The sequence below is a fragment of the Caballeronia sp. AZ7_KS35 genome, from assembly GCF_023631045.1.
GTDB lineage: Bacteria > Pseudomonadota > Gammaproteobacteria > Burkholderiales > Burkholderiaceae > Caballeronia > Caballeronia zhejiangensis.
Window position 1 is genome coordinate 18,175 of the sequence record NZ_JALQDV010000005.1, and the last position, 23,103, is coordinate 41,277.

22 protein-coding genes are annotated in these 23,103 nt (G+C 63.4%); 10 read left to right on the plus strand and 12 right to left on the minus strand.

The window, feature by feature from the left end:
* Positions 1-23: 23 nt before the first annotated feature.
* Both NCT05_RS08940 and NCT05_RS08945 read right to left on the minus strand, forming a co-directional pair.
* The gene (locus NCT05_RS08940; protein WP_008349582.1) at positions 24-293 is read right to left on the minus strand and encodes a hypothetical protein; all 270 of its coding nucleotides are present in this window, start codon (positions 291-293) and stop codon (positions 24-26) included.
* 143 nt (positions 294-436) lie between these two features.
* Positions 437-580 (minus strand): alpha/beta fold hydrolase, encoded by a 144-nt coding sequence (locus tag NCT05_RS08945; protein ID WP_250502145.1) that lies wholly within the window; start codon positions 578-580, stop codon positions 437-439.
* Positions 581-693: 113 nt separating this feature from the next.
* Between NCT05_RS08945 and NCT05_RS08950 the strand changes: the two genes are divergently transcribed.
* Entirely contained in the window at positions 694-1,014 is a 321-nt protein-coding gene (locus NCT05_RS08950; protein WP_034474202.1) for a hypothetical protein, read from the plus strand.
* Between the two features lie 4 nt (positions 1,015-1,018).
* Here the strand turns inward: NCT05_RS08950 and NCT05_RS08955 are convergent, their stop codons facing one another.
* Positions 1,019-2,500, minus strand: a complete 1,482-nt coding sequence (locus NCT05_RS08955; RefSeq protein ID WP_350030078.1) for an NCS1 family nucleobase:cation symporter-1 — start codon at positions 2,498-2,500, stop codon at positions 1,019-1,021.
* Positions 2,501-2,662: 162 nt separating this feature from the next.
* On the opposite strand from NCT05_RS08955, the gene NCT05_RS08960 reads away from it, so the two are divergent.
* The 5 genes from NCT05_RS08960 (at position 2,663) to NCT05_RS08980 (ending at position 7,129) form a co-directional block, all read left to right on the plus strand.
* A complete protein-coding gene (locus NCT05_RS08960) occupies positions 2,663-2,833 on the plus strand; it encodes a hypothetical protein (RefSeq protein WP_160172930.1) in 171 nt (56 codons plus the stop codon).
* A 77-nt stretch (positions 2,834-2,910) separates the two neighbouring features.
* Positions 2,911-3,822 carry a YihY/virulence factor BrkB family protein gene (locus NCT05_RS08965; RefSeq protein ID WP_008349578.1) on the plus strand — a complete coding sequence of 304 codons (912 nt, stop codon included), beginning with the start codon at positions 2,911-2,913 and terminating at the stop codon, positions 3,820-3,822.
* A 67-nt stretch (positions 3,823-3,889) separates the two neighbouring features.
* Positions 3,890-4,762, plus strand: a complete 873-nt coding sequence (locus tag NCT05_RS08970) for a DMT family transporter (protein WP_034474200.1) — start codon at positions 3,890-3,892, stop codon at positions 4,760-4,762.
* A 494-nt stretch (positions 4,763-5,256) separates the two neighbouring features.
* Positions 5,257-6,018, plus strand: a complete 762-nt coding sequence (locus tag NCT05_RS08975; protein ID WP_034474198.1) for a hypothetical protein — start codon at positions 5,257-5,259, stop codon at positions 6,016-6,018.
* Between the two features lie 34 nt (positions 6,019-6,052).
* Entirely contained in the window at positions 6,053-7,129 is a 1,077-nt protein-coding gene (locus NCT05_RS08980; RefSeq protein WP_034474195.1) for a GGDEF domain-containing protein, read from the plus strand.
* A 9-nt stretch (positions 7,130-7,138) separates the two neighbouring features.
* On the opposite strand, the gene NCT05_RS08985 is transcribed toward NCT05_RS08980, so the two are convergent.
* Together NCT05_RS08985 and NCT05_RS08990 are read right to left on the minus strand one after the other, a co-directional pair.
* Positions 7,139-8,050, minus strand: a complete 912-nt coding sequence (locus tag NCT05_RS08985) for a recombination-associated protein RdgC (protein ID WP_033537178.1) — start codon at positions 8,048-8,050, stop codon at positions 7,139-7,141.
* Between the two features lie 53 nt (positions 8,051-8,103).
* Entirely contained in the window at positions 8,104-9,042 is a 939-nt protein-coding gene (locus NCT05_RS08990; RefSeq protein WP_250439770.1) for a DMT family transporter, read from the minus strand.
* Between the two features lie 112 nt (positions 9,043-9,154).
* Between NCT05_RS08990 and NCT05_RS08995 the strand changes: the two genes are divergently transcribed.
* Positions 9,155-9,625: an Lrp/AsnC family transcriptional regulator gene (locus NCT05_RS08995; protein WP_250439771.1), complete on the plus strand. Its 471-nt coding sequence runs from the start codon at positions 9,155-9,157 to the stop codon at positions 9,623-9,625.
* Between the two features lie 86 nt (positions 9,626-9,711).
* A complete protein-coding gene (locus NCT05_RS09000) occupies positions 9,712-10,032 on the plus strand; it encodes a hypothetical protein (RefSeq protein ID WP_008349571.1) in 321 nt (106 codons plus the stop codon).
* A 109-nt stretch (positions 10,033-10,141) separates the two neighbouring features.
* Here NCT05_RS09000 and NCT05_RS09005 read toward each other — a convergent pair whose 3' ends face one another.
* Complete coding sequence (locus NCT05_RS09005) at positions 10,142-10,297, minus strand: hypothetical protein (protein ID WP_167354197.1); 156 nt, start codon at positions 10,295-10,297, stop codon at positions 10,142-10,144.
* A gap of 187 nt (positions 10,298-10,484) precedes the next feature.
* On the opposite strand from NCT05_RS09005, the gene NCT05_RS09010 reads away from it, so the two are divergent.
* Together NCT05_RS09010 and NCT05_RS09015 are read left to right on the plus strand one after the other, a co-directional pair.
* Complete coding sequence (locus NCT05_RS09010) at positions 10,485-11,879, plus strand: selenium-binding family protein (protein WP_034474191.1); 1,395 nt, start codon at positions 10,485-10,487, stop codon at positions 11,877-11,879.
* Between the two features lie 20 nt (positions 11,880-11,899).
* Positions 11,900-12,523 carry a hypothetical protein gene (locus NCT05_RS09015; protein WP_250502147.1) on the plus strand — a complete coding sequence of 208 codons (624 nt, stop codon included), beginning with the start codon at positions 11,900-11,902 and terminating at the stop codon, positions 12,521-12,523.
* 81 nt (positions 12,524-12,604) lie between these two features.
* Here NCT05_RS09015 and NCT05_RS09020 read toward each other — a convergent pair whose 3' ends face one another.
* From NCT05_RS09020 to pcaF, 6 genes are all read right to left on the minus strand, one after another.
* Positions 12,605-14,104, minus strand: coding sequence for an efflux transporter outer membrane subunit (locus NCT05_RS09020; protein WP_250502148.1), 1,500 nt, complete (start codon positions 14,102-14,104; stop codon positions 12,605-12,607).
* Complete coding sequence (locus NCT05_RS09025; RefSeq protein WP_250502149.1) at positions 14,104-15,312, minus strand: efflux RND transporter periplasmic adaptor subunit; 1,209 nt, start codon at positions 15,310-15,312, stop codon at positions 14,104-14,106. Before NCT05_RS09025 ends, NCT05_RS09020 begins: the two co-directional genes overlap by 1 nt.
* A 27-nt stretch (positions 15,313-15,339) precedes the next feature.
* Positions 15,340-18,528, minus strand: coding sequence for an efflux RND transporter permease subunit (locus tag NCT05_RS09030; protein WP_250434744.1), 3,189 nt, complete (start codon positions 18,526-18,528; stop codon positions 15,340-15,342).
* Between the two features lie 254 nt (positions 18,529-18,782).
* Positions 18,783-20,123 carry a phenylacetate--CoA ligase PaaK gene (paaK, locus tag NCT05_RS09035; protein ID WP_008349558.1) on the minus strand — a complete coding sequence of 447 codons (1,341 nt, stop codon included), beginning with the start codon at positions 20,121-20,123 and terminating at the stop codon, positions 18,783-18,785.
* Positions 20,124-20,156: 33 nt separating this feature from the next.
* Positions 20,157-21,671 carry a 3-hydroxyacyl-CoA dehydrogenase gene (locus NCT05_RS09040; protein WP_250502150.1) on the minus strand — a complete coding sequence of 505 codons (1,515 nt, stop codon included), beginning with the start codon at positions 21,669-21,671 and terminating at the stop codon, positions 20,157-20,159.
* 13 nt (positions 21,672-21,684) lie between these two features.
* Entirely contained in the window at positions 21,685-22,887 is a 1,203-nt protein-coding gene (pcaF, locus tag NCT05_RS09045) for a 3-oxoadipyl-CoA thiolase (RefSeq protein ID WP_250502151.1), read from the minus strand.
* Positions 22,888-23,103: the final 216 nt, after the last annotated feature.

The following is a 23,103-nucleotide window of genomic DNA, read 5'->3' on the forward strand; positions in this document are numbered from 1 at the left end:
ATTGCGCTGCGCGCGCGTCTCAATCAGTCGCCGCCGCGCAGCTTCACCGCGATTTCGTGCCAGTCCTCTACCGCGTGTTTCAGCTCGCGGCACAGTCTCGGATCGAGCGCATCGAGACGCGACCACAGACGATCGAGCGTCTTCTCACGGGCTTCGTACACGGCGACCGCCGCGACTCTGCTCGCGCCCGACAGACGCGCCTCGGCATCGGCGCATTCCATGTAGAGATGCGCGAGATGCGGATCGGCAAGTTCGACGGGACGCAGGTGAACGGCAGTGAAGCGTGACTTCATGGTGGTTTTCCCGGCTCTTCTTGTTATCGGCGCGCGCTTTCGCATCGCGGTTGCGCGACAGTATGAAGGGCCGGGAAATGCGCCGACAAGCTAAAACGCGTGCGTTCTGTGCGCTATGAAGCGATAGACGTGTTCGGCGTCGCTCACTTCGCGACGAACGCATCGACATGCCGCGCGAGCTCGATCGGATACTGGAACATCAGCGCGTGTCCCGCGTCGCTGACCACATCGAGTGTCGCGCGCGGAATCATCTGTTCGAGACGGCGCGCGTTGGTATCGGCAAGCACATCGTCGTTCGCGCCCGCGATGAAAAGAAAACGCGACGCGCCAACGGCAGCGGGGAATAATAGGCGGCGAATTGCGCGTTCAACAAGAGCTTAAGAACAAGGAGTTAAAGCAGATGAATCGATTCTTCCGCTTGTGCCTTCTTCCCGCCGCTGCATTCGCGCTCGTCGCGTGCAGCACGCCTGTCGAGTTTTCGGCGAGCGCGAATCCGCCTTCATGGAATAACGACGGCGATGCCGATTTCAGCGGCATGGACAACGCGATGTCCGCATGCAAGGGCGCCGCGAAAAGAGCCGGCGCGGGCCGTTGCACGCAGGTGCGCGCCTACGAGGCGTGCATGAAGGACAAGGGCTACATCACCGTGCTCGGGCCGGAGAATCCGCCGAACTGCGGCCAGCCCGATTGGGAACAGGACGTACGAAAGTGGCTCGAATAAAGCGCTATTTGCGGTTCGCCATGCGCATGAAGAGCACGTACAGGAGCGCGCCCGCCACCGCGCCGATCAGCCAGCCGAGATTGTTCGGCGGCAGGAGCTTGAAGAACTGCGTCGACAGTTCCCAGCCGACCGAGATCACGCCCGATACGATCAGCGCCGCGAGCCCGACCTTGTTCCATCCGCCGTCGTAATAGAAGCGTCCGCCGGGCTGCATCGAATACAGTTCGGCGGTCCTCACCTGCTGGCGCTTCACGAGGTAATAGTCGGACATCATCACGCCGTACATCGGCGCGAGCACGGCGCCGAACACGGACACGAAGATCGTGATCGCCTTCGGGCTGTCGACGAAGATCCACGGACACACGAGCACCGCGAGTATCGACGCGATCAGGCCGCCCTTCTTGAAGTCCACATGCTTCGGAAACAGATTGGCGATGTCGTACGCGGGCGACACGAAGTTCGCGACGATATTGATGCCCATCGTCGCGATGACGAACGTGACGCTGCCGATCGCCACCCACACCTTGTTTTCGATGCGCGAGACGATTTCGACCGGGTCCATGATCATCGTGCCGAACACTTTCTCGCTGCCCGCCGTGACGATCACCGTGATGATTGCAAACGCAACGAAGTTGAACGGCAGCCCGAGGAAGTTGCCGATCTTCATCTGCCGCTCGCTTTTCGCGAAGCGCGAGAAGTCGCCGAAATTCAGCAGCAGCGCGGCGAAATAGCTCACGACGAGCAGGATCGCGTTGATCATCGCGTGAAGTTGCTCGTCGCCGGTCAGCACCTTGCCCGAGAGCGTGAGATTCAGGCTGCCGAGACCCGCGCGATAGAGAATCCATCCCATCAGCACGAACATCACGACATACACGGCCGGCCCGCAAAAATCGATGAACTTGCGGATGATCTCCATGCCGCGCTGAAAGATGACGAGCTGCAGCAGCCACATGAAGAGGAAGCTGACCCAGCCGAGCGTGTCGAGCCTGAGAAAGCTCGTATCGCGCCACGCGGCGACAGACGGCACGAAGAGCAGCAGCAAGGTCGCGACGGCCTTCGACGCGAAATACGTCTGCACGCCGTACCACACGATGCCGACCACGCCGCGAATCAGCGCGGCGAGATTCGCGCCCATCACGCCCATCGAGACGCGCGCCATCACCGGGAAAGGAATGCCGTGTCTCAAGCTCGGCTTGCCGACCCAGTTCATCAGCACATACACGATGAGAATGCCGATGGTCAGCGCGAGCAGCACCTGCCAGCCCGAGATGCCGAGCAGAAAGAGACTCGCGGCGAAGGTGTAGCCGCCGACGCTGTGCACGTCCGACATCCACATCGCGAAGATGCTGTAGCCGTTCCAGGTGCGCTTCGCGCGCGGCACGGGCGCGAGGTCGTGGTTGTAGAGGCGCTCGTCGGCGTTGACGATTTCGGCATCGGCACCGAGCGCGGCGGCGTCGGCGGCGGAGGTTGCGTGGGATGCGGCCATCATGTCCTCCAGTGCCTTCGGCGGGCTCGAGTTATGAACCTAGATTAATGCATCAAAAAGCGAAAATGAAACGGCGTGCGCGTTGCGTTGCGACGCATTAAAGTCGTCCGTGCGCCTGCCGTTATGCTGGCCATGAGAAAAAAACGCCTTCACTCCCGGGATATGAACAACGCCTTCGCCGCCGCAGCCGAGGCGCTCGCGCTCTTCTGCCGGCTGCGTAACGTCGATGCCGCCGACCTGAGCGCGTGCGAAGTCGATGTCTTCCTCAATCTCGCATTCGAGGAAGCCGCGCAGCAAGCAGCCGCACGCATCGAGGCGCGCCGGACAGGCTGAAGCGTGCGGACCTTCGCTACGGGTGCGGATCTTGCTCGTCCACAAAGGATGGCCAGCGATCGCGCCGCGGAGGTTCCATGTCGAAGATTCTCGGCCCTGTGCTGGGCCCGCAGGTGAGAAGCGTCGCGCGTCATCCGTTCGGCTTTGCGATGCGCACGTTCAAGGCTTTTCGCGCCAATCAGGGCCTGCTGCTTGCGGGCGCGGTCGCGTATTACGCGCTGCTTTCCATCGTCCCGCTGCTGATCCTGATCGTGATCGTGCTGTCGAAATTCGTCGGGCAACAGCAATTGCTCGACACGCTCGCGCATCTGCTCGAATGGCTCGTGCCGGGCCAGGCGCACGCCGTCGTGGGCGAGCTCGCGAATTTTCTTGCGCATCGCGCGGTGCTCGGCTGGCTGCTGCTCGTCACGATGATCTTCTTCAGTTCGCTTGCCTTCACGGTGCTCGAGAACGCGATGTCGGTGATCTTCGTGCATCGCGTCGCGGTCAGGCGGCGGCATTTTCTGCTCTCGGCGCTCCTGCCTTACTGCTACATCCTGTTTCTCGGCGTCGGCATGCTGATCGTCACGCTCGTGTCGAACGGCCTTCAGGCGATGGGCAGCAACAGCGTCGACCTGCTCGGCGTCGAGGTGTCGCTCAGGGGCGTGTCGCGGCTTTTGCTGTATCTGCTCGGCGTCGCGGGCGAGATCTTCGTGCTGACGTCGATCTATCTCGTGATGCCTGTCGGCCGGCCTTCGCTGCGGCTCGCGCTGCTCGGCAGCGTGACGGCCGCCGTGCTCTGGGAAATCACGCGGCATGTGCTCGTCTGGTACTTCGCGACGCTCTCGCAGGTGAGCGTCGTTTACGGATCGCTGACGACGTCGATCGTCGTGCTCTTCAGCCTCGAAGCGCTCGCGACGCTGCTTCTATTCGGCGCGCAGGTCATCTCCGAATTCGAGCGCTTCGGCTCCGAGGCCGATGCGCCGCCGCAGCCCTTCACCACCGGTTGAACGCGCCGCAGCATGTCTTCGCGACGCGCGTGCGCTACAGTGATGCGCCCTCATTCCAGCGCCGCCGATGTCGACACCCACACGCTCGCACGGCACGCGCATCGCGCTCTTCACCGTCGTCGCGATGATCGCGTTCGCCGGCAACTCGCTGCTGTGCCGCCTCGCGCTCAGGGGCGCGCGCATCGACGCGGCGAGTTTCACGCTCGTACGCGTCGCGTCGGCGGCGCTCGTGCTGTGGATCATCCTGCTCGCGCGCGGCGCGCCCGGCGACGACACGCGACGCGCCGGAAGCTGGGTATCGGCATTCGCGCTGATCGTGTATGCGGCGGCGTTCTCCTTCGCGTACGTTCGGCTCGCGGCGGGCACCGGCGCGCTGCTGCTCTTCGGCGCGGTGCAGGCGACGATGATCGGCTACGGCATCGCGACCGGCGAGCGTCTCGCCGCGGCGCAATGGCTCGGCCTGCTGCTCGCGCTCGCCGGTCTCGTGTGGCTCGTGCTGCCGGGACTCGCGGCGCCCGATCCCGCGTCGTCCGCACTGATGATCGCGGCGGGCATCGGTTGGGGCGTCTATTCATTGCGCGGACGGGGCCAGTCCGATCCCGTCGCCGCGACGGCCGGCAATTTCCTGCGCGCGCTGCCGTTCGCGATCGCGGTGTCGGCGCTCGCGCTCGCGTTTGCGGGTACGGACGCGGATGTCTCGGGCCTGGCCTACGCGATGACCTCGGGTGCGTTGACCTCGGGGCTCGGCTATGTCGTCTGGTACGCGGCGTTGAAAGGATTGAAGCCCGCGACGGCGGCCACGGTGCAACTGAGCGTGCCGCTCATCACGGCGGCGGGCGGCGTGCTGCTGCTCGGCGAAACGCTGACGATGCGGCTCGCGGCCAGCGCGGTCGCGATTCTCGGCGGCATCGCGCTCGTCGTGTCGTCGAAGCCCCGATGACGAACTGTGGCGCGCGTTCCACACGCAAACGGCTGCCATGCGCGTATGTGCGGCACCTCACATACGCGCGGGAACTTCCTCTGAAGAATGATGCATGCACCGCACTTCAAATCGGGGCAGGAACGGGAAATGCTGACGTACTGGCCGAAGTTGCTTCGCCGTCGCGACGCGCAATGAGGTCAAATCGCCGTGCAACGGTGCGCCGGACCGTGCCACGGCAGGCGCGCCGCGCATCGGGCGCAATGATCCGCAGCGTCGTTCCAACGCCTCCTCGCCGCCCCTGATTGTGGCGATATGTGGCGCGAGTTACATTGTTTGGCAAAAAAGGGCCGGCGGCAGATGCTGAACCGGCAACCGGCTGTTACGTCCGACGAAGCCGCATCGCGTTTGATTGTTCATATGATGGGACGCGCGAGGTGAAGCATCGGGCCCGACGCGCGCTATAAGTCCGCGCTGGTCCGCTGTCTGACGAATAGGTTCTGGAGAGCGCTGTCATGCCTCAGCACGCAAAGCTACCCGAAGAGAGCATCGCGGAACGCGCAAGTCCTGCGAATGATCCCACTGTCACTCACTTGCCCGAGACTGCAATCGATTACGACGACGAACCCGGCCCCATGCGCGCGCCGCTGCGCTTCGGGCGTCTCGCGCTGTGGATGGCGTCGGCGAGCGCGCTTGGCATCGGCGTGCTCGGCACGGTCGCGTACGGCATGTGGTTCAACCACGATCAGCGCGTCTATGCCGAGGCGATGGCGAGCGCGCGCCGCACGCTCGGCATCGATCAGCCGGTGATTACCGCGCAGACGCAATCGGGCGGCGCCGTCGAAACGCCCTTGACCGCCGCGCCCGGCAGCGCGATTCCGTACTCGTCGAACGACGGTCCGACGGCCGCGCCCATCGACACGGCATCGCTCGCGGACAACGCACCCACCGCCGATCCCGCCGACGAAACCACCGTCGCCAACGCTGGCGCTGACGGCTCGGGCGCGGCCGCCGCCGCGGCGCTCGCGACGGCTTCCGCGCAACCTTTGGCGCAACAGGCGCAACGCCGCGGCACGCCGTCCGCGACGCAGCGTGCCGCCGTCGATCGGAGCAATCGCGCCGATCAGTACGCGCAGGCACGCAGGCATCAGGCGCGCGCGAACGCAAGGCAGCAGTCCGAAGGCGGACTGTTCGCGCGCGTGGGCGCGTTCTTCCATCGAGTGAGCTATCGACACAATGTTCCGACCCGTCAGCGAGAGGAGTATTCACGTCCCTGAGGAGACGCTGGCGAGCCGTGCGCGGCACGCGATCATGCGCTTGCGCCTGCGCGTGCCCGGCCCCGCGCCGCTCGCTGGCGCGGCCTTGCTGTGTCTGCTGATCGGGCTGCTGTTCCTGGCGTTGCAGGTGCGCGCGATCTTTTCGGCGCAACTGCAGCAGGAGTACGTCGGGCTCGTGCTCGAAGCGGTCGAGCGCGCCGATACCGCCCGCGCGACCGCGCTTTCCCTGCAGAACACGCCCGCGAGCGATACGCAGCGCCAGGCCGCGTATCGCGAGGCGCGCATCGAATTGGCCGGGCGGCTCGCGGCGCTGCATGCGCTGGTGTCGTCGAGTCCGATGTCGGCGCCGTCGCTGCCTTCCGCCGTGCTCTCGCCTTCCGCCGCGCTCGGCGAGGCCAGCTCCGCGCTCGATTCGGCCTACGCCTGGTGGCGCGCGGAGCGCGATCGCACGAGCGCGGACGTGCGCGAGCGCATCCTGAGCGTGTCGCATACGCTGATCGCGTTGTCGGCGATCGTATTCGGCGTGCTCATCACCGCGCTCGGCATGTATGCAAAACGCAATCGGCAGCTTCTCGGGATTTCGAATGAATTCGAGCAGGCGTCGCTGCACGATCCGATGACGGGCCTGCCCAACCGGCGCAAGCTCTTCGCGGCGCTGGAAGAAGCGGCGAATGCGCTCGCGAGCGGCGCGCGCGGGGCGTCGCGCATCGCGGTGCTGTATATCGATCTCGATGGCTTCAAGCGCGTCAACGACACGCACGGCCACCGCATCGGCGATGAGTTTCTGATTGCGGTGTCGCGGCGTTTTCGTCAGGCGGTGCGCGGCGGCGATCTGGTCGCGCGTATCGGCGGCGACGAATTCGCGTTGCTCGTGCGCGAGTTTTCGAGCGATGGCGAGCTCGCGGTGATCGCGCAGAGAATCATCGCGTGCGTCGCGGAAACCGACGCGCAGATGGGCTTGTCGATCGTGCGCGCGAGCGTCGGCATCGCGAGTTTTCCGGATCGTGTCGACGATTACTGGCGGCTCGTCGCCGCTGCCGACGACACGATGTACACCGTCAAGCGCAACGGCAAGAACGGCTACGCGTTCGCGTCGGCGCCGTCCGCCTGACGCTCGTTCCTACGCGGCGGCGCGCAGGTCTTCTTCGCCGCCCAGCGCCTCGGTCAGCGCCGACAGCATGCGCGCGAGTTCGCCTGTCATCAGGATGAAGTCGGATTCGAAGCGCTCGTCGTCGTTCGACGCGGTCGGATCGGCGGCTTCCTTGATGACGTCGAGCGCGCTCACGCGCTTCAATGTGAGCGATGGCGTCAGCACGTACGACACGCGATCGTCCCACGTCATCGCAAGACGCATGCACTGCTTGCCCGCTTCGATATGGCGGCGCATGTCTTCCGTTTCGAGCGCGTGACCGACGTAGCGGACGGTCGCGTTGCCTTCGCCGGTCGAGCGCAGTTCCGTATCGCGATCGAGCGTGAAGCCCGCGGGCGCGTCGCCGGAAAGCAGCCATTCGGTCATCGCCGAAACGGGCGAGCGCGCCGTGCGGACGCTCGCGAGCGGCAGATCGGTGACGGACTTCACCAGCAAGCCGATGATGTCGTCGCACAGCGTCGCCGACGACGAATCGATCGCGAGCCAGCCGTTCACCGGATCGATCCACACGCGCGTATCGCGGCGGATGCTGAAGGCGCGCGGCAGGAGTTCGTCGGTGATCTGTTCCTTGAGCTCTTTCATCTGCTTGCGGCCGGGTTTGAAGCCCTGCTGCTCTTCGAGCTCGGCGGCGCGTTCCTTCACGAACTGCGTGACGACGGATGCGGGCAGCAGCTTCTTTTCCGCGCGATAGACGATGAGCATCTGACGGTTCGCCGTGTAGACGAGATCATCGTCGCCGCGCGGCGAGACCCAGCCGCGCCGCTCGTTCTCGATGCTCGACGCCGCGGTGAACGCGAGCGGCGCGAGCCATTGCTGCATCTGCTGCGGCGTGACGGACCAGTGTGCGGGAAGACGGTGAAGCTGAAGATTCTTGAACCACATGGCGCGGGATTTCGATGTAGTCGGAAAGGGGCGCCATTCTATACGAGTGCGCGTCAGTCGTTCGCGCGCCATTTTTGCGGCACGATCCGCCATTGCAGATTCACGCCCGCCGCGGCGAGCAGGATCAGCGCCGCGCCGGCCACTTGCAGCCACGCGAGCCGTTGCCCGAACGCGAGCCAGTCGACGACGATCGCCACCACCGGATAGATGAACGACAGCGCGCCCGTCGTCGCGGTCGGCAGCTTCTGGATCGCGCCGTACAGCAACACGTACATCAGTCCCGTGTTGACGACGCCGAGCACGACGAGATCGGTCCAGCCGCCGATCGTCGCGGGCATCGCATCGAAGCGCGCGAACGGCGCGAGCATCGCGATGCCGAACAACACATGCAGCATCGCGATCAGATGCGGCGGCGTGGCCGCGAGGCGCTTCGTGACGATCGACGATATCGCGTACAGAAAAGCCGCGCCGAGCGCATACGCAATGCCTTCGAGATACTGCCCCGGCATCGCGAGCACGGACGGCTCGACCCGCACCACCATCACGAGGCCGATGAACGCGACGCCGAGCCATGCGATCGTCGATACCGACACGCGCTCGCGCAACACGAGCGCGCCCAACGCGACCAGCATGAAGGGCTGCGTGTTGTAAACGGTCGTCGCCATCGAGATCGACGCGCGCGAATACGCGGCGAAAAGCAACAGCCAGTTGCCGACGATCGCCACGCTGCCGAGCGCGACGAGGCCGATCATGCGCCACGAGAAATAGCGCCTCTTCAAGAAGCCGAGCGCCGCGCACACGGCGATGAGCGTCGCGCCTCCGAACACGCAGCGGAAGAACACCACGTTCCAGGGCGTCTGCCCCGACGACACCACGAGCCAGCCGATCGTGCCCGACATCAGCATCGCGAGCGACATCTCGATCGCGCCGCGACGCAGTTCATTCGCACGCGATGCGCCGCCAAGCCGCGCATCGATTCTTTCGCTATTCATTTCGCGCCCGTCATGCAAGTTTCGATGGCTTCAAGTCTATCGATGCGCATCGTTCGAAACCATGCCTAAAATTAGGCTCACGCATCTTTCGACCTTTGAATCGAAGGCCATCATGGGAAAACACCTGAGCAACCCGCCGCACGCGGGCATCGACGCAATCGATCGCGAACTCATCGCCGTGCTTGCGAGCGATGGACGCATCGCCGTGAGCGAGCTTGCGAAGCGCGTCGGCCTGTCGGCGCCGAGCACCGCCGAGCGCATGCGGCGCCTCGAGACGCAAGGCGTGATTCGCGGCTTCACCGTCGATATCGATCCGCGCGCGCTCGGCTACACGCTGCAGGCGATCGTGCGCGTGCAGCCGCTGCCGGGGCAATTGCATCTCGTCGAAGAAGCGATAAGGCGCATTCCCGAGTTCGTCGAATGCGACAAGGTGACGGGCGACGATTGCTTCGTATGCCGCCTCTATCTGCGCTCGATCGAGCATCTCGACGACATCCTTTCGCGCGTCACCGAGCGCGCCGCGACGAGCACGGCCATCATCAAGGCAACGCCGATCGAAAGACGCCTGCCGCCGCTCGGCTGATCGCTGCGCGTTTTTACCTGCAGAAGAACGGGGTTACACTTGAGTCGCCTGAAACCGCATCACAGCTATGCGCGCGAGGAGCGAACATGAGTGACTTCGACGCCAACCGCACCTTCCGCGGACTTCCGCTGACACCCGAGCAAGATGCCGAAGTGCGGCATTACATCAAGAAGAAAAAGCAGCGCGACGAGCCGTGGGACACGCCGGAACTCGAGGCGATGCTGCAGGACATGCTGGAGCCGCCAGGCGACGAAGACGGCCCCGCCGACGACGAAACCGACGAGGAAACGCGTTCGGCGGCAGAGCGCGCGTCCGCGTTCATCGACGAAGGCATGGACCCGATCGAGAACAGCGAGGAATGGCACGCCGCGATGGAAGCCGAAGCGATGAAAGGGCCACGACGCTAACGCGTTTCTCGCGCCGCGCAAAAAAGAAAGCGCCGGTCGATGCCGGCGCTTCATCCCTCCACTTCGCGCTTCACATTTCGCGCTTCACACTTCGCATCTCACTGCACGTTCAATGCCTGTGCCGCCAGTCGCGCGGCGGATGCGTATCCAGCCAACGTGCTTTCGGAGTATGGATATGCGGATGCCGGTGATGCATCACGATAACCACCGCGACGCATAGCACCAGGACGAGTCCCGCCATCAGGCTGATCATTGGCTCGGCCATCGCTACCTCCTTTCTTCGACAGGCGATGCCTGTATTTTAGGCGCTGTTTCGCGCGACGAATCACGCCCCGCGCGCGCATGCTTCGCATGAAAGCAGCTAAGTCATCGAAAGCATGACGTGTTCCCATGTCCTATAGTGCTTTAGCACGTTTGGTTTGAAGATCCACGAAATCAACCGGGAGACGCAGATGGCGACGTGGAAACCCGATCCGAGCTTCTATCCTTCCCCGCGGCTCGCAGCGAAAGCGCCGCGCGAAACGCTGGCTTATGTCGCGACGTTCGATCCCGAGCGCAAGTCGCCGGACAAGATCGCCGTCGTCGATGTCGATCCGGATTCGCCGGACTATACGAAGATCGTCGGCGAAATCGCGATGCCCGATGTCGGCGACGAGTTGCATCACTTCGGTTGGAACGCATGCTCGTCGTGCCTGTGCCCGAATGCGCCGCATCCGCACATGGAGCGGCGCTATCTCGTCGTGCCGGGGCTGCGTTCGTCGCGCGTGCATATCATCGACACGAAGCCCGATCCGAAGAAGCCGGTGATCGTGAAGACGATCGAGCCCGCGGAACTCGCGGAAAAGACCGGCTATACGCGGCCGCATACCGTGCATTGCGGGCCGGGCGGCATCTATATCACCGCGCTCGGCAACGCCGAAGGCAAGGCGCCCGGCGGCGTGCTGATGCTCGATCAGCAGAGCTTCGATCCGCTCGGCCGATGGGAAGTCGATCGCGGACCGCAACAGCTCGCGTACGACGGCTGGTGGCATCTCGGCTACGACACGATGGTCACGAGCGAATGGGGCACGCCCGATACCTTCGAGGAAGGCCTCGTGCCCGATCTGCTGCTCGGCGCGAAGTACGGGCGCAAGCTGCATTTCTGGGACTTCACGAAGCGCAAGCACATTCAGGAGATCGATTTCGGCGACGAATATCAGCTCGTCTTCGAACTGCGTCCCGCGCACGATCCGACCAAGGCATATGGTTTCGTGAACTGCGTGATCAGTCTGAAGGATCTGTCGTCGTCGATCTGGACCTGGTATCGCGACAAGGACAAGTGGGCGGTGAAAAAGATCATCGACATTCCCGCCGAACCCGCCGATGCCGACAAGCTGCCGCCGTTATTGAAGGGCTTCAATGCGGTGCCGCCGCTCGTCTCCGATATCGATCTGTCGATGGACGACCGCTTTCTGTACGTGTCGTGCTGGGGCACCGGCGACATGCTGCAATACGACGTCTCCGATCCCTTCGCGCCGAAACTGACGGGCAAGGTGCGTATCGGCGGCGTGGTCGCGCGCGCGACGCATCCGGGCGCGAAGAACGGCGCGCTGAATGGCGGCCCGCAGATGGTCGAAGTGAGCCGCGACGGCCGCCGCGTCTACTTCACGAATTCGCTGTACGGCGCGGTCGATGCGCAGTTCTATCCCGAAGGCATCGACGGCTGGATGGTAAAGCTCGATGCCGATCCCAACGGCGGCCTCGCCGTCGACGACAAGTTTTTCATCGACTGGCCCAAGGGACATCGGCCGCATCAGATCCGGCTGCAAGGGGGCGATTGCTCGTCGGATTCGTACTGCTATCCCTGATCCGCCGCGAGACACTTCGCATGGACGCCGCATCGCCCGCGCTCCTCCTCACCGCCGCGGGCCTGGGCGCGTTTCACGGTCTCAATCCCGCGATGGGATGGCTCTTCGCCGTCGCGCTCGGCCTGTATGCGCGAAGCCGCCGCGTCGCGCTCGTATCGCTCGTGCCGATCGCGCTCGGCCACGCGGCGTCGGTCGCGCTCGTGCTCGCGGGCGCGCTCACGCTCGGCGCGGCGATCGGCCATGACCTGTTCGCACGCGGCTGCGGGGCGCTGCTGATCGGCTGGGGCGTGTGGAGCGCGTGGCGCGGGCATCGCGGACGCCCGACCGTCGGCATGCGTACCGGGCTGGCCGGTCTCGCGTTATGGTCCTTCATGATGTCGAGCGCGCACGGCGCAGGTTTGATGCTGGTGCCGGCGCTCTTGCCGTTGTGCACGGGCGCGATGCCAAAGACGGCTTTCGAAGCCAGCGCACTCGCGTTGACCGTGCATACCGGCGCGATGCTCGCCGTCATCGCGACGATCTCCATGTTCGCGATGTCCCTTCAGGAACGCGGCGGACTCGGCTTTCTACGCAGCGGATGGATCAACGTCGACTGGATCTGGAGCGCGGCATTGATCGCGTGCGGCTTATTTCTATTCGTCTGACGCGGAGTGCTGCGCGCCGAATTGCATTTTGCATACGTTATGCGCGATGGCATTTTGCATGCATCGCGCATAGCACAGAATTCAATCGCGGCGCGACACTTCCTCCGGACTCGGCAATTCGGCGGTGGTCCACCCTCCGCCCAGCGCCTTCACGAGAGCGACGCTCGCCGCCATGCGGCGCCGCTCGATACGCACCGCCGTGCGTTGATCCGACAGCACGATTGCCTGCGTCACCACCACGCTCAGATACGTGATCGCGCCGTTCTCGTAGCGATTGCTGACCTTGCCGAGCGCGCGCTGGGCGGCATCGACGGCATCGCGTTGTGCTTCGCTTTCGCGGCGCAGCACTTCCAGCGCATTCAGGTTGTCTTCCACTTGCCCGAACGCGGTCAGCACGGTTTGCCGATAATCGGCGACCTTCTCGTCGTAGTCAGCGCGCGCCGCATCGCGAGCCGCCGCGCGACCGCCGAAGTCCAGCACCGTGAATGCGAGCTGTGGCCCGAGCGACCAGAATCGGCTCGGCGCTTCGAGCCATGAGCTGAAGCGCGTCGCCTCGAGACCGCCCGTCGCGGCGAGCAGAAGGTTCGGAAAGAACGCCGCCGTCGCCACGCCGACGCGCGCATTCGCCTCGGCCACGCGCCGCTCCGCCGCCGCGATATCCGGCCTGCGCTCGAGCAACGCGGACGGCACGCCGGGCGGCAGCACCGCGAGCGCCGCCGACGGATGCGGCGAATGCGCTTCGTTGAGCGGCGCGACATCGAGCGTAAAACTCGACGGACTCTCGCCGACGAGAATCGCGATCGCATTGACGAGGCTCGTTCGCGTGGTCTCCAGATCGATGAATTGCGCCTGCGTCGCGCGCAGTTGCTCTTCGGCCTGCGCGACATCCGATTCCGCCGCGACGCCGCCCGCAAAACGATCGCGTGTGAGCGCGAGCGCCTTCTCATAGGCTTGCAGCGTCGCCTGCAACAGCCGTTCTTCTTCGACGATGCCGCGCAAATCGAAGTAGTCGGTCGCGAGTTCGGCCTGCATCGACAGAATCGCGCTGTGCAGATCCGCGGCGCTCGCCTGCGCTTCTGCGCGGCCACCTTCGACAGCACGCGAGATGCGGCCCCAGAGATCCGGCTCCCACGAGATCTGTGCGTCGATCAGATAGTCGGGCACGGTCACGCCCGCGCTCGACTTGTACAGGACGTTCGACGATACCCGCGACTGATTGAATGCGGCATTCGCCGTGATGGTCGGAAAGTACGCCGAACGCGCCTGCGCGGCCGCCGCACGCGCTCCACGAAAACGCGCGGCGGCCGCGGCCACGGTCTGATTCGCTGTCGCGACACGTTCTTCGAGCGCGTTCAATTGCGGATCGCCATAGACTTCCCACCACGGCGCGCGCGGCTTCGCATCGGCGGGTTGCGCAGGCTTCCAGTCTTGCGATGCCGACGCAGGCGCATCGAGCGGCATCTGCGACTTGTACGCAGCAGGCGTAGAAGTTTCGGGCCGCACGTAATCCGGCCCGACGGCGCAGCCGCCCAATGCCGCGATAGTTAGGTATGCAACTAATTCGAGCGATGCGCGCCTCATCACGACTCGCTTCCTTCAGCCTTCGCTGCACCACCGCTCGCGGCGTCGCTCGAACCCGCGCGGCCGATACGCACCGCCGCGCCATCGATGATCGAATCGGGCGGATTGACGATCACGCGCTCATCGCCATTCAATCCGGAGGCGATCGACACACGCGTGCCGTAGTCGGTGCCGAGCGTGATCGGCAGAAGCTTCACGCGGTTGTTCGCATCGACGCTCGCGGCATGCACGCCATCCGGACGGAACAACAGCGCATTGCCGGGCAGCGTGTATGAAGGACTCGCGCTCGTGAGACGAAAGCGCACTTGCGCATACGCGCCCGCAAGCAATTCGCCCGCCGGATTCTTCACATCGACTTCGACGCGCATCGTGCGCGCGACGGGATCGACCGCGCCCGCGGTACGCACCGTGACGCCGTCGAACTTGCGATTGCGCTCTTCGTTGAGCAGCAACTCCGCGGGCAAACCCACCGTGATCATCCGCGCATACGCTTGCGGCACATCGACGAACACACGCAACGTCGACGCATCCTGAATGTGGAAGAGCTCGCGGCCGGCGGCGCCGCTGCCGGCGTCGATCAACTGACCGACATCGGTGTTGCGCGCGGTGACGACGCCATCGAAGGGTGCATAGATCTTCTGGAACGACACGAGTTGTTCGAGCCGCGACACGTTCGCCTGCGCCGCGTTCAGCGCCGCTTCCTTCGCGAGCATGTCGCCGTTCTTTTCATCGGTCTCCTGGCGCGACACCGAGTTGTTCTTCAGCATCTGCGCCCAGCGCTCCGCAGTCGTCTTCGCAAGCAGATAGTTCGCGCGCGCGGTTTGCGCATCGGCGCGCGCCTGACGAAGCTGATCGTTGATTTCGGGCGCATCGATCTCCGCGAGCAACTGGCCCTTCTTCACCTTCGTGCCGATATCGACGGTCCAGCGCTTCAGATACCCATTGGTGCGCGCGAAGATCGGCGCATCGGAGAACGCGCGGATATCGCCTGCGAGCACGAGATCCTGCGAGGCCTTCATGCGCGTCGGCTTGATGACCTCGACCGTCTGCAAGCCGTGCTCGTTCGCATCGCGTTCGAGTTCCGCGTGCGCAGCGCGGCGCGACAGGATTCCCTGCGCGATGAGCGCGACGACGACCACGAGCGCGATCACGAGCCATAAGCGCCCTCGCCGCCTGTTGCCCGATCGTTGCGACAACTGCTCTTCCATTCTTGCTCCGCCCGCTGTTCGATTGTTTTATTGCGCCGCTTTCCGTGCCGCCGCGCCCGGTCCCTTGCCGCGTGCTTCCATGCGCCGATAGACGATCGAAAACACGACCGGCACGAAGAACAGCGTTGCGATGGTGCCGACCATCAGGCCGCCGATCACCGCCCGCCCGAGCGGCGCATTCTGCTCGCCGCCTTCACCGAGCCCGATCGCCATCGGCACCATGCCGATCATCATCGCGAGCGCGGTCATCAGCACCGGCCTGAAACGCGTATAGCCCGCTTCCAGCGCGGAGCGCACTGCGTCGCCATGTTCGGCGAGCGCGGCGCGCGCGAAGCTCACCACGAGAATGCTGTTTGCCGTCGCGATGCCTATGCACATGATCGCGCCGGTCAATGCGGGAATCGACAACGTCGTATGCGTCAGGAACAACGTCCACACGATGCCCGCGAGCGCGCCCGGCAATGCGGTGATGATGATGAACGGATCGAGCCACGACTGGAAGTTCACGACGATCAGCAAGTACACCAGCACAACCGCGAGAATGAGGCCGAGTGCGAGACCCGAAAACGATCCGTTCATCGTCTCGACCTGGCCGCGCATTTCGATCGTCGAGCCTTTGGGCAACTCGCCGCGCGCTTCGTCGATGATGCGTTGCACGTCGTCCGCCACTGCGCCGAGATCGCGCCGCTCGGTGGTCGCATAGAGATTGATGGTGGTCTGCGCGTTGTAGTGATAGACGACCGCATCGCGCGCGCTGCGCGAAAGCGTTGCGAGCGCGCCGAGAATATTGGTCTTGCCGCTCGACGATGTCACCGGAATGTTCGCCACCGATTGCAGCGAGTTCATGTCGTATTGCGGCGCCGTCGTGATGACGTTATAGCTCACGCCATTCACCGGATTGAGCCAGAACGTGGGCGTCGTCTGCTGACTGCCCGACAGCGTGATGAGCAGGTTGTTCGCGACATCGCGCTGCGTGAAGCCCGCTTGCAACGCCTTCGTGCGATCGACCTCGACGTTGATCGCAGGCAGATCGGATGGCTGCTGGATGCGCGCATCGACGAGACCCGGCACGCGGCGAATCTTTTCCAGCATGCGATTCGCCAGCGCGCGATTGCCGCGCACATCGCGTCCGGTGATCGCTATATCGATCGGCGCGGGCACGCCGAAGTTGAGAATCTGACTCACGATATCGGCGGGCAGGAATGAAAACGTCACGCCGGGAAACTCCTGCGGCAGGCGCTTTCGCAACTCGTGGATATAGCCTTCTGTCGGCGCGTGATCTTCGTTGAGGCTGATGAGCACGTCGGCATCGGCGGAACTGACCGTGCCCGTGTTGTTGTACGAGAGATTGATACCCGATACCGGCAAGCCCATGTTGTCGATGATCGAGCGAATCTCGCCGCGCGGAATCAGTTGCCTGATGCGTGCATCGACGCGATCCGTCAGCGCCGCCGTTTCCTCGATGCGCGTGCCCGTCTTCGCGCGCATATGCAGCGCGATCACGCCTGAATCGATCGACGGAAAGAAGTCGCGCCCGAGGAACGGCGCAAGCCCGAGCGACAGCAGGCAGCACAGCAAAAACAACGAAGCGAAGCGACCCGGTTGCGCGAGCTGCGCTTCGAGAAAGCGTCGATAGCGATGGCGCACGGACTCGAAATGACGCTCGAATGCGAGATGAATCCGCACGAACGGATTGCGCGAGCCTTTCATCGATTCGACATCGCCGCCCATGTGCTCGTGATGACGCAACAGATACTTCGCAAGCGTCGGGATCAGCGTGCGCGAGAAGAAGTACGACGCGAGCATCGCGAACACGACGGCTTCGGCCATCGGCACGAACAGGTAATGCGCGACGCCCGTCAGCAGGAACATCGGAATGAACACGATGCAGATAGAGAGCGTCGACACGAGCGTCGGCACGGCGATCTGCTGCGCGCCATCGAGAATCGCATGCTCCAGTTCCTTGCCCTGCTCCAGATTCTGGCTGATGTTTTCGATTGCAACTGTCGCGTCGTCGACGAGGATACCGACCGCGAGCGCGAGGCCGCCGAGCGTCATGATGTTGATCGTCTGCCCGATCGCGGAGAGCGCGACGATCGACGTCAGCATCGAAAGCGGTATCGAGATCGCGATGATGAGCGTCGCACGCCAGCTTCCCAGAAACAGCAGCACCATCAGCGCAGTCAGGCCCGCTGCGATCACCGCTTCACGCAGCACGCCCGACACCGACGCGCGCACGAAGAGCGATTGATCCGCAACGGGCTCGATCTTCAGCGACTCGGGCACCATGCCGCGCAAGGTCGGCAACAGGTTCTTCACGCGCGCGACGATATCGAGCGTCGATGCATTGCCGCTCTTGTTGATCGTGAGTAAGGAAGCGCGGGTGCCGTCCACCCGCACGATATTGGTTTGCGGCTGGAAGCCGTCGCGCACATGCGCGACGTCCTTGATATAGATCGTGCCGCCAGGACCGGTGCGGATCGGTATGTCGTTGAGTCCTTCGATCGAGCCCGGACTCGCGTTCAGGCCGACCGAGTATTCCGTTGCGCCGATCTTCGTCGTGCCCGTCGGCAGAATCAGATTCTGCGCGCTGATTGCATTGACCACGTCGGTCGGCGCGAGGTTCTTCGCCTGCAGCTTGCGCGAATCGATATCGACCATGATCTGCCGCTGCTTGCCGCCATAAGGCAATGGCACCGAAGCGCCTTGCACGGTCGCGAGCTGCGTCTTCAGAAAGCTATTGCCGAAGTCGTAGAGCTGCTGTTCGCTGAGTTCCGACGACGACAACGCGAGCCGCAGAATCGGCACCGTCGATGCATTGAAGCGCAAGATATTCGGCGGCGTGATGCCGGGCGGCAGCGAGCGCAATTGCGTTTGCGAGAGCGCGGTAATCTCGGCGATAGCTTCATCGACATTCGCATTAGGCTGAAAGTAGATGCGAATGACCGCAATGCCCGGCAGCGATTCCGACTCGATGTGCTCGATGTCGTTGACCGCCACCGACAACCCGCGCTCGTAGTTGAGCGTGATGCGGCGCTCCATTTGATCGGGCGGCAGGCCCGTATAAGACCAGATGACGCTGACAACCGGAATATCGATATTCGGAAAGATATCGGTCGGCGTCCGCACGATGACGAGCGGACCGATGATCAGCAAGAGCAACGACAGGACGATGAATGTGTACGGGCGCTTCAGCGCGAGTCTGACAATCCACATCTAGGTTTCGCCTGCCCCGTTCGTTGTTCGTTATTCGAATGCTATGCGACGACACTGCGCCCGCAGACGCAAATGCACTCGATACGATGACACAACTGAAGCTTACAAAACAATTTTCGCAAACGGTTGCGAGGGTTTTTGCGGAATGATTTCTGCAGAAGAATGCGGGGCCGCACCGAAAACGGAACGCGCGTTCCAATTGTTGGAAATGAATTGCGCCTCGCAGAGCGCGAGGCGCTTGGCGATGCGGAAAGTTATGCCGCTACGGGACGAAGATCGAGTACGCGCTTGGCCTTGCCGGTTGCCGTCGTCGGCAGTTCGCCGGAATCGAGCACGCGCACTTGCGTCGATACGCCGACCATCGTCTTGACGCGATGCTGAAGTTCGCGCGAGAGACCGGCGCGGTCGCTCTCGTTCAGCGTTGCGCAGACTTCCGGGCGTGCTTCGACTGAGACGGACAGCGAATCCATGTGGCCGTCGCGCGACACGCACAACTGATACTGGCCGCTCAGGCGCGGAATCGCAAGGATCAACTCTTCGATCTGGCTCGGGAACACATTGACGCCGCGAATGATGAGCATGTCATCCGAGCGGCCCGTGATCTTCGCGAGGCGACGCATCGAGCGCGCGCTCGGCGGCAGCAACGAAGTGAGATCGCGCGTGCGGTAACGGATCATCGGCATCGCTTCCTTCGTGAGCGAAGTGAAGACCAGTTCGCCCGTGCTGCCTTCCGGAAGCACTTCGCCCGTCACGGGATCGATAATCTCGGGATAGAAATGATCTTCCCAGATCGTCGGGCCATCCTTCGTCTCGATGCATTCACACGCAACGCCCGGCCCCATGATTTCCGAGAGGCCGTAGATGTCGAGTGCCTGTATGCCCGCACGCGTTTCGATCTCGCTGCGCAATCCCTGGCTCCATGGCTCGGCGCCGAAGATGCCGATCTTGAGCGACGTGTTCGCCGGGTCCATGCCCTGTCGTGTCATTTCATCGAGCAGATTCAGCATGTACGACGGCGTGACGAGAATGATCTTCGGCGCGAAATCGCGGATCAGTTGAACCTGCTTTTCGGTCTGACCGCCTGACATCGGCACCACCATGCAGCCCAGACGTTCGGCGCCGTAGTGAATGCCGAGACCGCCGGTGAAGAGACCATAGCCGAACGCATTGTGCAGCGTGTCGCCTCTGCGCCCACCAGCAGCTCTGATTGAACGCGCCGTGACGTTGGCCCACGTGTCGATGTCTTTCGCGGTATAGCCGACCACCGTCGGCTTGCCCGTCGTGCCGCTCGATGCATGCACGCGCACGACCTGATCGCGCGGCACGGCGAAGAGCCCGAAGGGATAGTTGTCGCGTAGGTCGGTTTTCGTCGTGGTCGGAAAACGCGCGAGATCGGATAGCTCGCGCAGGTCGTCTGGATGCACGCCCGCAGCGTCGAAAGCACGGCGATAGTGTGCGACGTTTTCATAGGCGTGACGCAACGTCCACTTCAGGCGTTCGAGTTGCAGTGCCTGAAGCTCGTCCCGGCTCGCGCGCTCGATCGGTTCCAGTTCGCTTTGCTGTGCAATGGATTGAACCACGGTTGTCTCCTGCATGAATGCTCGATGAATGAATGATGCGTCTTCGCTTCAGTGAAAGCGCTGGCCCGAATAACGCAATGCCGCGATGAGCGGCGATGCGCGATAACGGTCTTCGCCGTAATGCGCAGCGAGATGAAGCAGCACGTCGTGAACGCGGCCGATGCCGATGCGTTCGCCCCACGCGAGCGGTCCGAGCGGATAGTTCACGCCCTTCTCCATCGCGAGGTCGAGATCGGCGCTCGTGCAAACGCCTTGATTCACGGCGTCGGCCGCTTCGTTGACGAGCATCGCGACGGTTCGCATCACGGTCATTCCGGCGACATCGTTCAATGGCACGACTGCATAACCGGCTTGCGCCAATGCGCCGGCTGCCGCAGCGTAGGCTTCGCCGGAGCATTGACGCGCGTGCGTGAGCGCCACGCTTTGCGCGTTCGCATAGTCCAGCGCGAGATCGATCAGCACGATGTTGTCGATGCCAAGCGCATGCGCGCGTTCCGTCGCCGTGCGTCCATCGGTAAGGAAAAGATACGCATCATCGATTTGTGCGATCAGCCCGGGCATGTCGTTTCTAGCGACGCTCGCCGGCGCGATGCGCGCTTGCAGGCGTTCGTATAAAGGCACGCTTTCTCCGAGCACGATCTTCGAAGGCGTATGAGCATTCGTTTCGATGCGCGCGACAGGCTTCGCGGCATCAGCGCCATAGTCATAAAAGCCACGGCCGGTCTTGCGACCAAGAAAGCCCGCGTTCACCAATTCCTGTTGAATCAGCGAAGGCGTGAAGCGCGGATCGTTGAAGTACGCGTTGAACACCGATTGCGTCACGGCGAAATTCACGTCGTGGCCGATCAAGTCCATCAACTCGAATGGACCCATTCTGAAGCCGCCCGAATCGCGCATGACGGCATCGATGGAAGCGGCGTCAGCGCCCTGCTCGTTGAGCACGCGCAAGCCTTCCGCATAGAACGGCCGAGCCACGCGATTGACGATGAATCCCGGCGTCGATTTTGCATGTACCGGCGTCTTGCCCCATGCCGCGGCTGTGGCATGCACGGTTTGTGCGACCGCATCGGATGTTGCGAGTCCGTGCACGACTTCGACGAGGGCCATCAGCGGTGCCGGATTGAAGAAGTGCATCCCGACCACGCGCGACGGATGCTTCAAGGGCGCCGCGATCGCCGTGATCGAAATGGATGACGTGTTGGTCGCGAGCATGCACTCGTGCGTCACGATGCTTTCGAGCTCGATGAACAGCGCGCGCTTGAGCTCGAGACGTTCCGCAATGGCTTCGATGACAAGCGATGCCGTGCGCAAGTCAGCGAGACTCGTAACGACGCGCACGCGATCGATGGCTTGCTGTCCTGCGGACTCTTCGAGCTTCTTCTTGTCGATCAGGCGCTGCACGTTCGCCGCGATTGCATTGCGCGCCTTGTCGAGCGCTTTCGCATCGAGATCGTAAAGCAGCACGGTGTGCCCCGCGAGCGCTGCGACCTGGGCAATGCCCGCGCCCATCGCGCCGGCGCCGATCACGCCGACGATCGCCGATGTCTGAATGGCCTGTGTCATGTCGCCAGGTCCCTCAGACGCGCTCGATTGCGATCGCGATGCCCTGACCCACGCCGATGCACATCGTGCATAGCGCATAGCGCCCGTTGCGGCGCTCGAGTTCGTACATTGCGGTGGTGACGAGGCGCGCACCCGATGCGCCGAGCGGATGACCGAGCGCGATGGCGCCGCCATTCGGATTCACGCGCGGATCGTCCTCGGCAAGGCCCAGTTGACGAAGCACCGCGATGCCTTGCGATGCGAAGGCCTCGTTGAGTTCGATGACGTCGAACTGATCGAGCGTGAGGCCTGTACGTGCAAGCAGCTTCTTCGTCGCGGGCGCGGGACCGATGCCCATGATGCGCGGCTCGACACCCGCCGTCGCCATGCCGATGATGCGCGCTCGCGGCGTGAGTCCATGACGCCTCGCAGCATCCTCGTTCGAGATGATGAGCGCGCATGCGCCATCGTTCACGCCCGATGCGTTGCCCGCGGTCACGCTGCCGTCGGGACGCACGACGCCCTTCAGCTTCGCGAGCGATTCGAGCGAGGTCTCGCGCGGATGCTCGTCGCGATCGATCGCGATCGCTTCGCCCTTCTTTTGCGGCACATTCACCGCGACGATTTCCTGTGCGAGCGTGCCATCGGCCTGTGCGCGTGCCGCACGCTGCTGGCTGCGCAGCGCGAAGCGATCTTGCGCATCGCGCGAAATGTTGAAATCGACCGCGACGTTCTCCGCGGTCTCCGGCATCGAGTCGACGCCATATCGCACACGCATCGCGCGATTGATGAAACGCCAGCCGATGGTCGTATCGAAGATATCAGCCGAACGCGAGAATGCGCTCGATGCTTTACCCATCACGAAAGGCGCACGCGTCATGCTCTCGACGCCACCCGCAAGATACAGCGAACCGTCGCCGGCCTTGATCGCGCGCGCGGCACTGCCGACCGCGTCCATGCCCGAGCCGCACAGACGGTTGATCGTCGAGCCCGGCACGTCGATAGGCAAACCCGCGAGCAAGCTCGACATGCGCGCGACGTTGCGGTTATCTTCGCCAGCCTGATTCGCGCAGCCGTAGATCACATCGTCGATCTGCGTCCAGTCCACCGACGCGTTGCGCTTCATGAGCGCGGTGATGGGCACGGCGCCGAGATCGTCGGCGCGGACGTCCTTGAAAACGCCGCCGTAGCGGCCGAATGGAGTACGAATCGCGTCGCAAATGAAGGCTTCAGTCATGACAAGTCTCGATGTGGAGAATGATCGATCGCAGCGAAGCCGCGCAATAGTTGCATTGCTAACGACTTCGGCGCTTGAATAGATTTGGAATCGCTTCGGCTTCACGCGCATCGTTGCGATGCGCGACTTTCTAATGAATCGGGACGTCGCTTACCGCTCGTCGAAGCTCACAACCACGCGCTCGCTCACCGGATGGCACTGGCAGGTCAGCACGAA

What these genes read in the sequence shown, in the direction of transcription:
- NCT05_RS08960 (WP_160172930.1), top strand. Translation starts at nt 2,663, where the DNA reads ATGAACAACGCCTTCGCCGCCGCAGCCGAGGCGCTCGCGCTCTTCTGC.
- NCT05_RS09000 (WP_008349571.1), top strand. Translation starts at nt 9,712, where the DNA reads ATGAGTGACTTCGACGCCAACCGCACCTTCCGCGGACTTCCGCTGACA.
- NCT05_RS08950 (WP_034474202.1), top strand. Translation starts at nt 694, where the DNA reads ATGAATCGATTCTTCCGCTTGTGCCTTCTTCCCGCCGCTGCATTCGCG.
- NCT05_RS09015 (WP_250502147.1), top strand. Translation starts at nt 11,900, where the DNA reads ATGGACGCCGCATCGCCCGCGCTCCTCCTCACCGCCGCGGGCCTGGGC.
- NCT05_RS08955 (WP_350030078.1), bottom strand. Translation starts at nt 2,500, where the DNA reads ATGGCCGCATCCCACGCAACCTCCGCCGCCGACGCCGCCGCGCTCGGT.
- NCT05_RS08940 (WP_008349582.1), bottom strand. Translation starts at nt 293, where the DNA reads ATGAAGTCACGCTTCACTGCCGTTCACCTGCGTCCCGTCGAACTTGCC.
- NCT05_RS08975 (WP_034474198.1), top strand. Translation starts at nt 5,257, where the DNA reads ATGCCTCAGCACGCAAAGCTACCCGAAGAGAGCATCGCGGAACGCGCA.
- NCT05_RS08965 (WP_008349578.1), top strand. Translation starts at nt 2,911, where the DNA reads ATGTCGAAGATTCTCGGCCCTGTGCTGGGCCCGCAGGTGAGAAGCGTC.
- NCT05_RS08990 (WP_250439770.1), bottom strand. Translation starts at nt 9,042, where the DNA reads ATGAATAGCGAAAGAATCGATGCGCGGCTTGGCGGCGCATCGCGTGCG.
- NCT05_RS09005 (WP_167354197.1), bottom strand. Translation starts at nt 10,297, where the DNA reads ATGGCCGAGCCAATGATCAGCCTGATGGCGGGACTCGTCCTGGTGCTA.
- NCT05_RS08995 (WP_250439771.1), top strand. Translation starts at nt 9,155, where the DNA reads ATGGGAAAACACCTGAGCAACCCGCCGCACGCGGGCATCGACGCAATC.
- NCT05_RS09030 (WP_250434744.1), bottom strand. Translation starts at nt 18,528, where the DNA reads ATGTGGATTGTCAGACTCGCGCTGAAGCGCCCGTACACATTCATCGTC.
- paaK (WP_008349558.1), bottom strand. Translation starts at nt 20,123, where the DNA reads ATGCAGGAGACAACCGTGGTTCAATCCATTGCACAGCAAAGCGAACTG.
- NCT05_RS09040 (WP_250502150.1), bottom strand. Translation starts at nt 21,671, where the DNA reads ATGACACAGGCCATTCAGACATCGGCGATCGTCGGCGTGATCGGCGCC.
- NCT05_RS08970 (WP_034474200.1), top strand. Translation starts at nt 3,890, where the DNA reads ATGTCGACACCCACACGCTCGCACGGCACGCGCATCGCGCTCTTCACC.
- NCT05_RS08985 (WP_033537178.1), bottom strand. Translation starts at nt 8,050, where the DNA reads ATGTGGTTCAAGAATCTTCAGCTTCACCGTCTTCCCGCACACTGGTCC.
- pcaF (WP_250502151.1), bottom strand. Translation starts at nt 22,887, where the DNA reads ATGACTGAAGCCTTCATTTGCGACGCGATTCGTACTCCATTCGGCCGC.
- NCT05_RS09010 (WP_034474191.1), top strand. Translation starts at nt 10,485, where the DNA reads ATGGCGACGTGGAAACCCGATCCGAGCTTCTATCCTTCCCCGCGGCTC.
- NCT05_RS08980 (WP_034474195.1), top strand. Translation starts at nt 6,053, where the DNA reads ATGCGCTTGCGCCTGCGCGTGCCCGGCCCCGCGCCGCTCGCTGGCGCG.
- NCT05_RS09025 (WP_250502149.1), bottom strand. Translation starts at nt 15,312, where the DNA reads ATGGAAGAGCAGTTGTCGCAACGATCGGGCAACAGGCGGCGAGGGCGC.
- NCT05_RS09020 (WP_250502148.1), bottom strand. Translation starts at nt 14,104, where the DNA reads ATGAGGCGCGCATCGCTCGAATTAGTTGCATACCTAACTATCGCGGCA.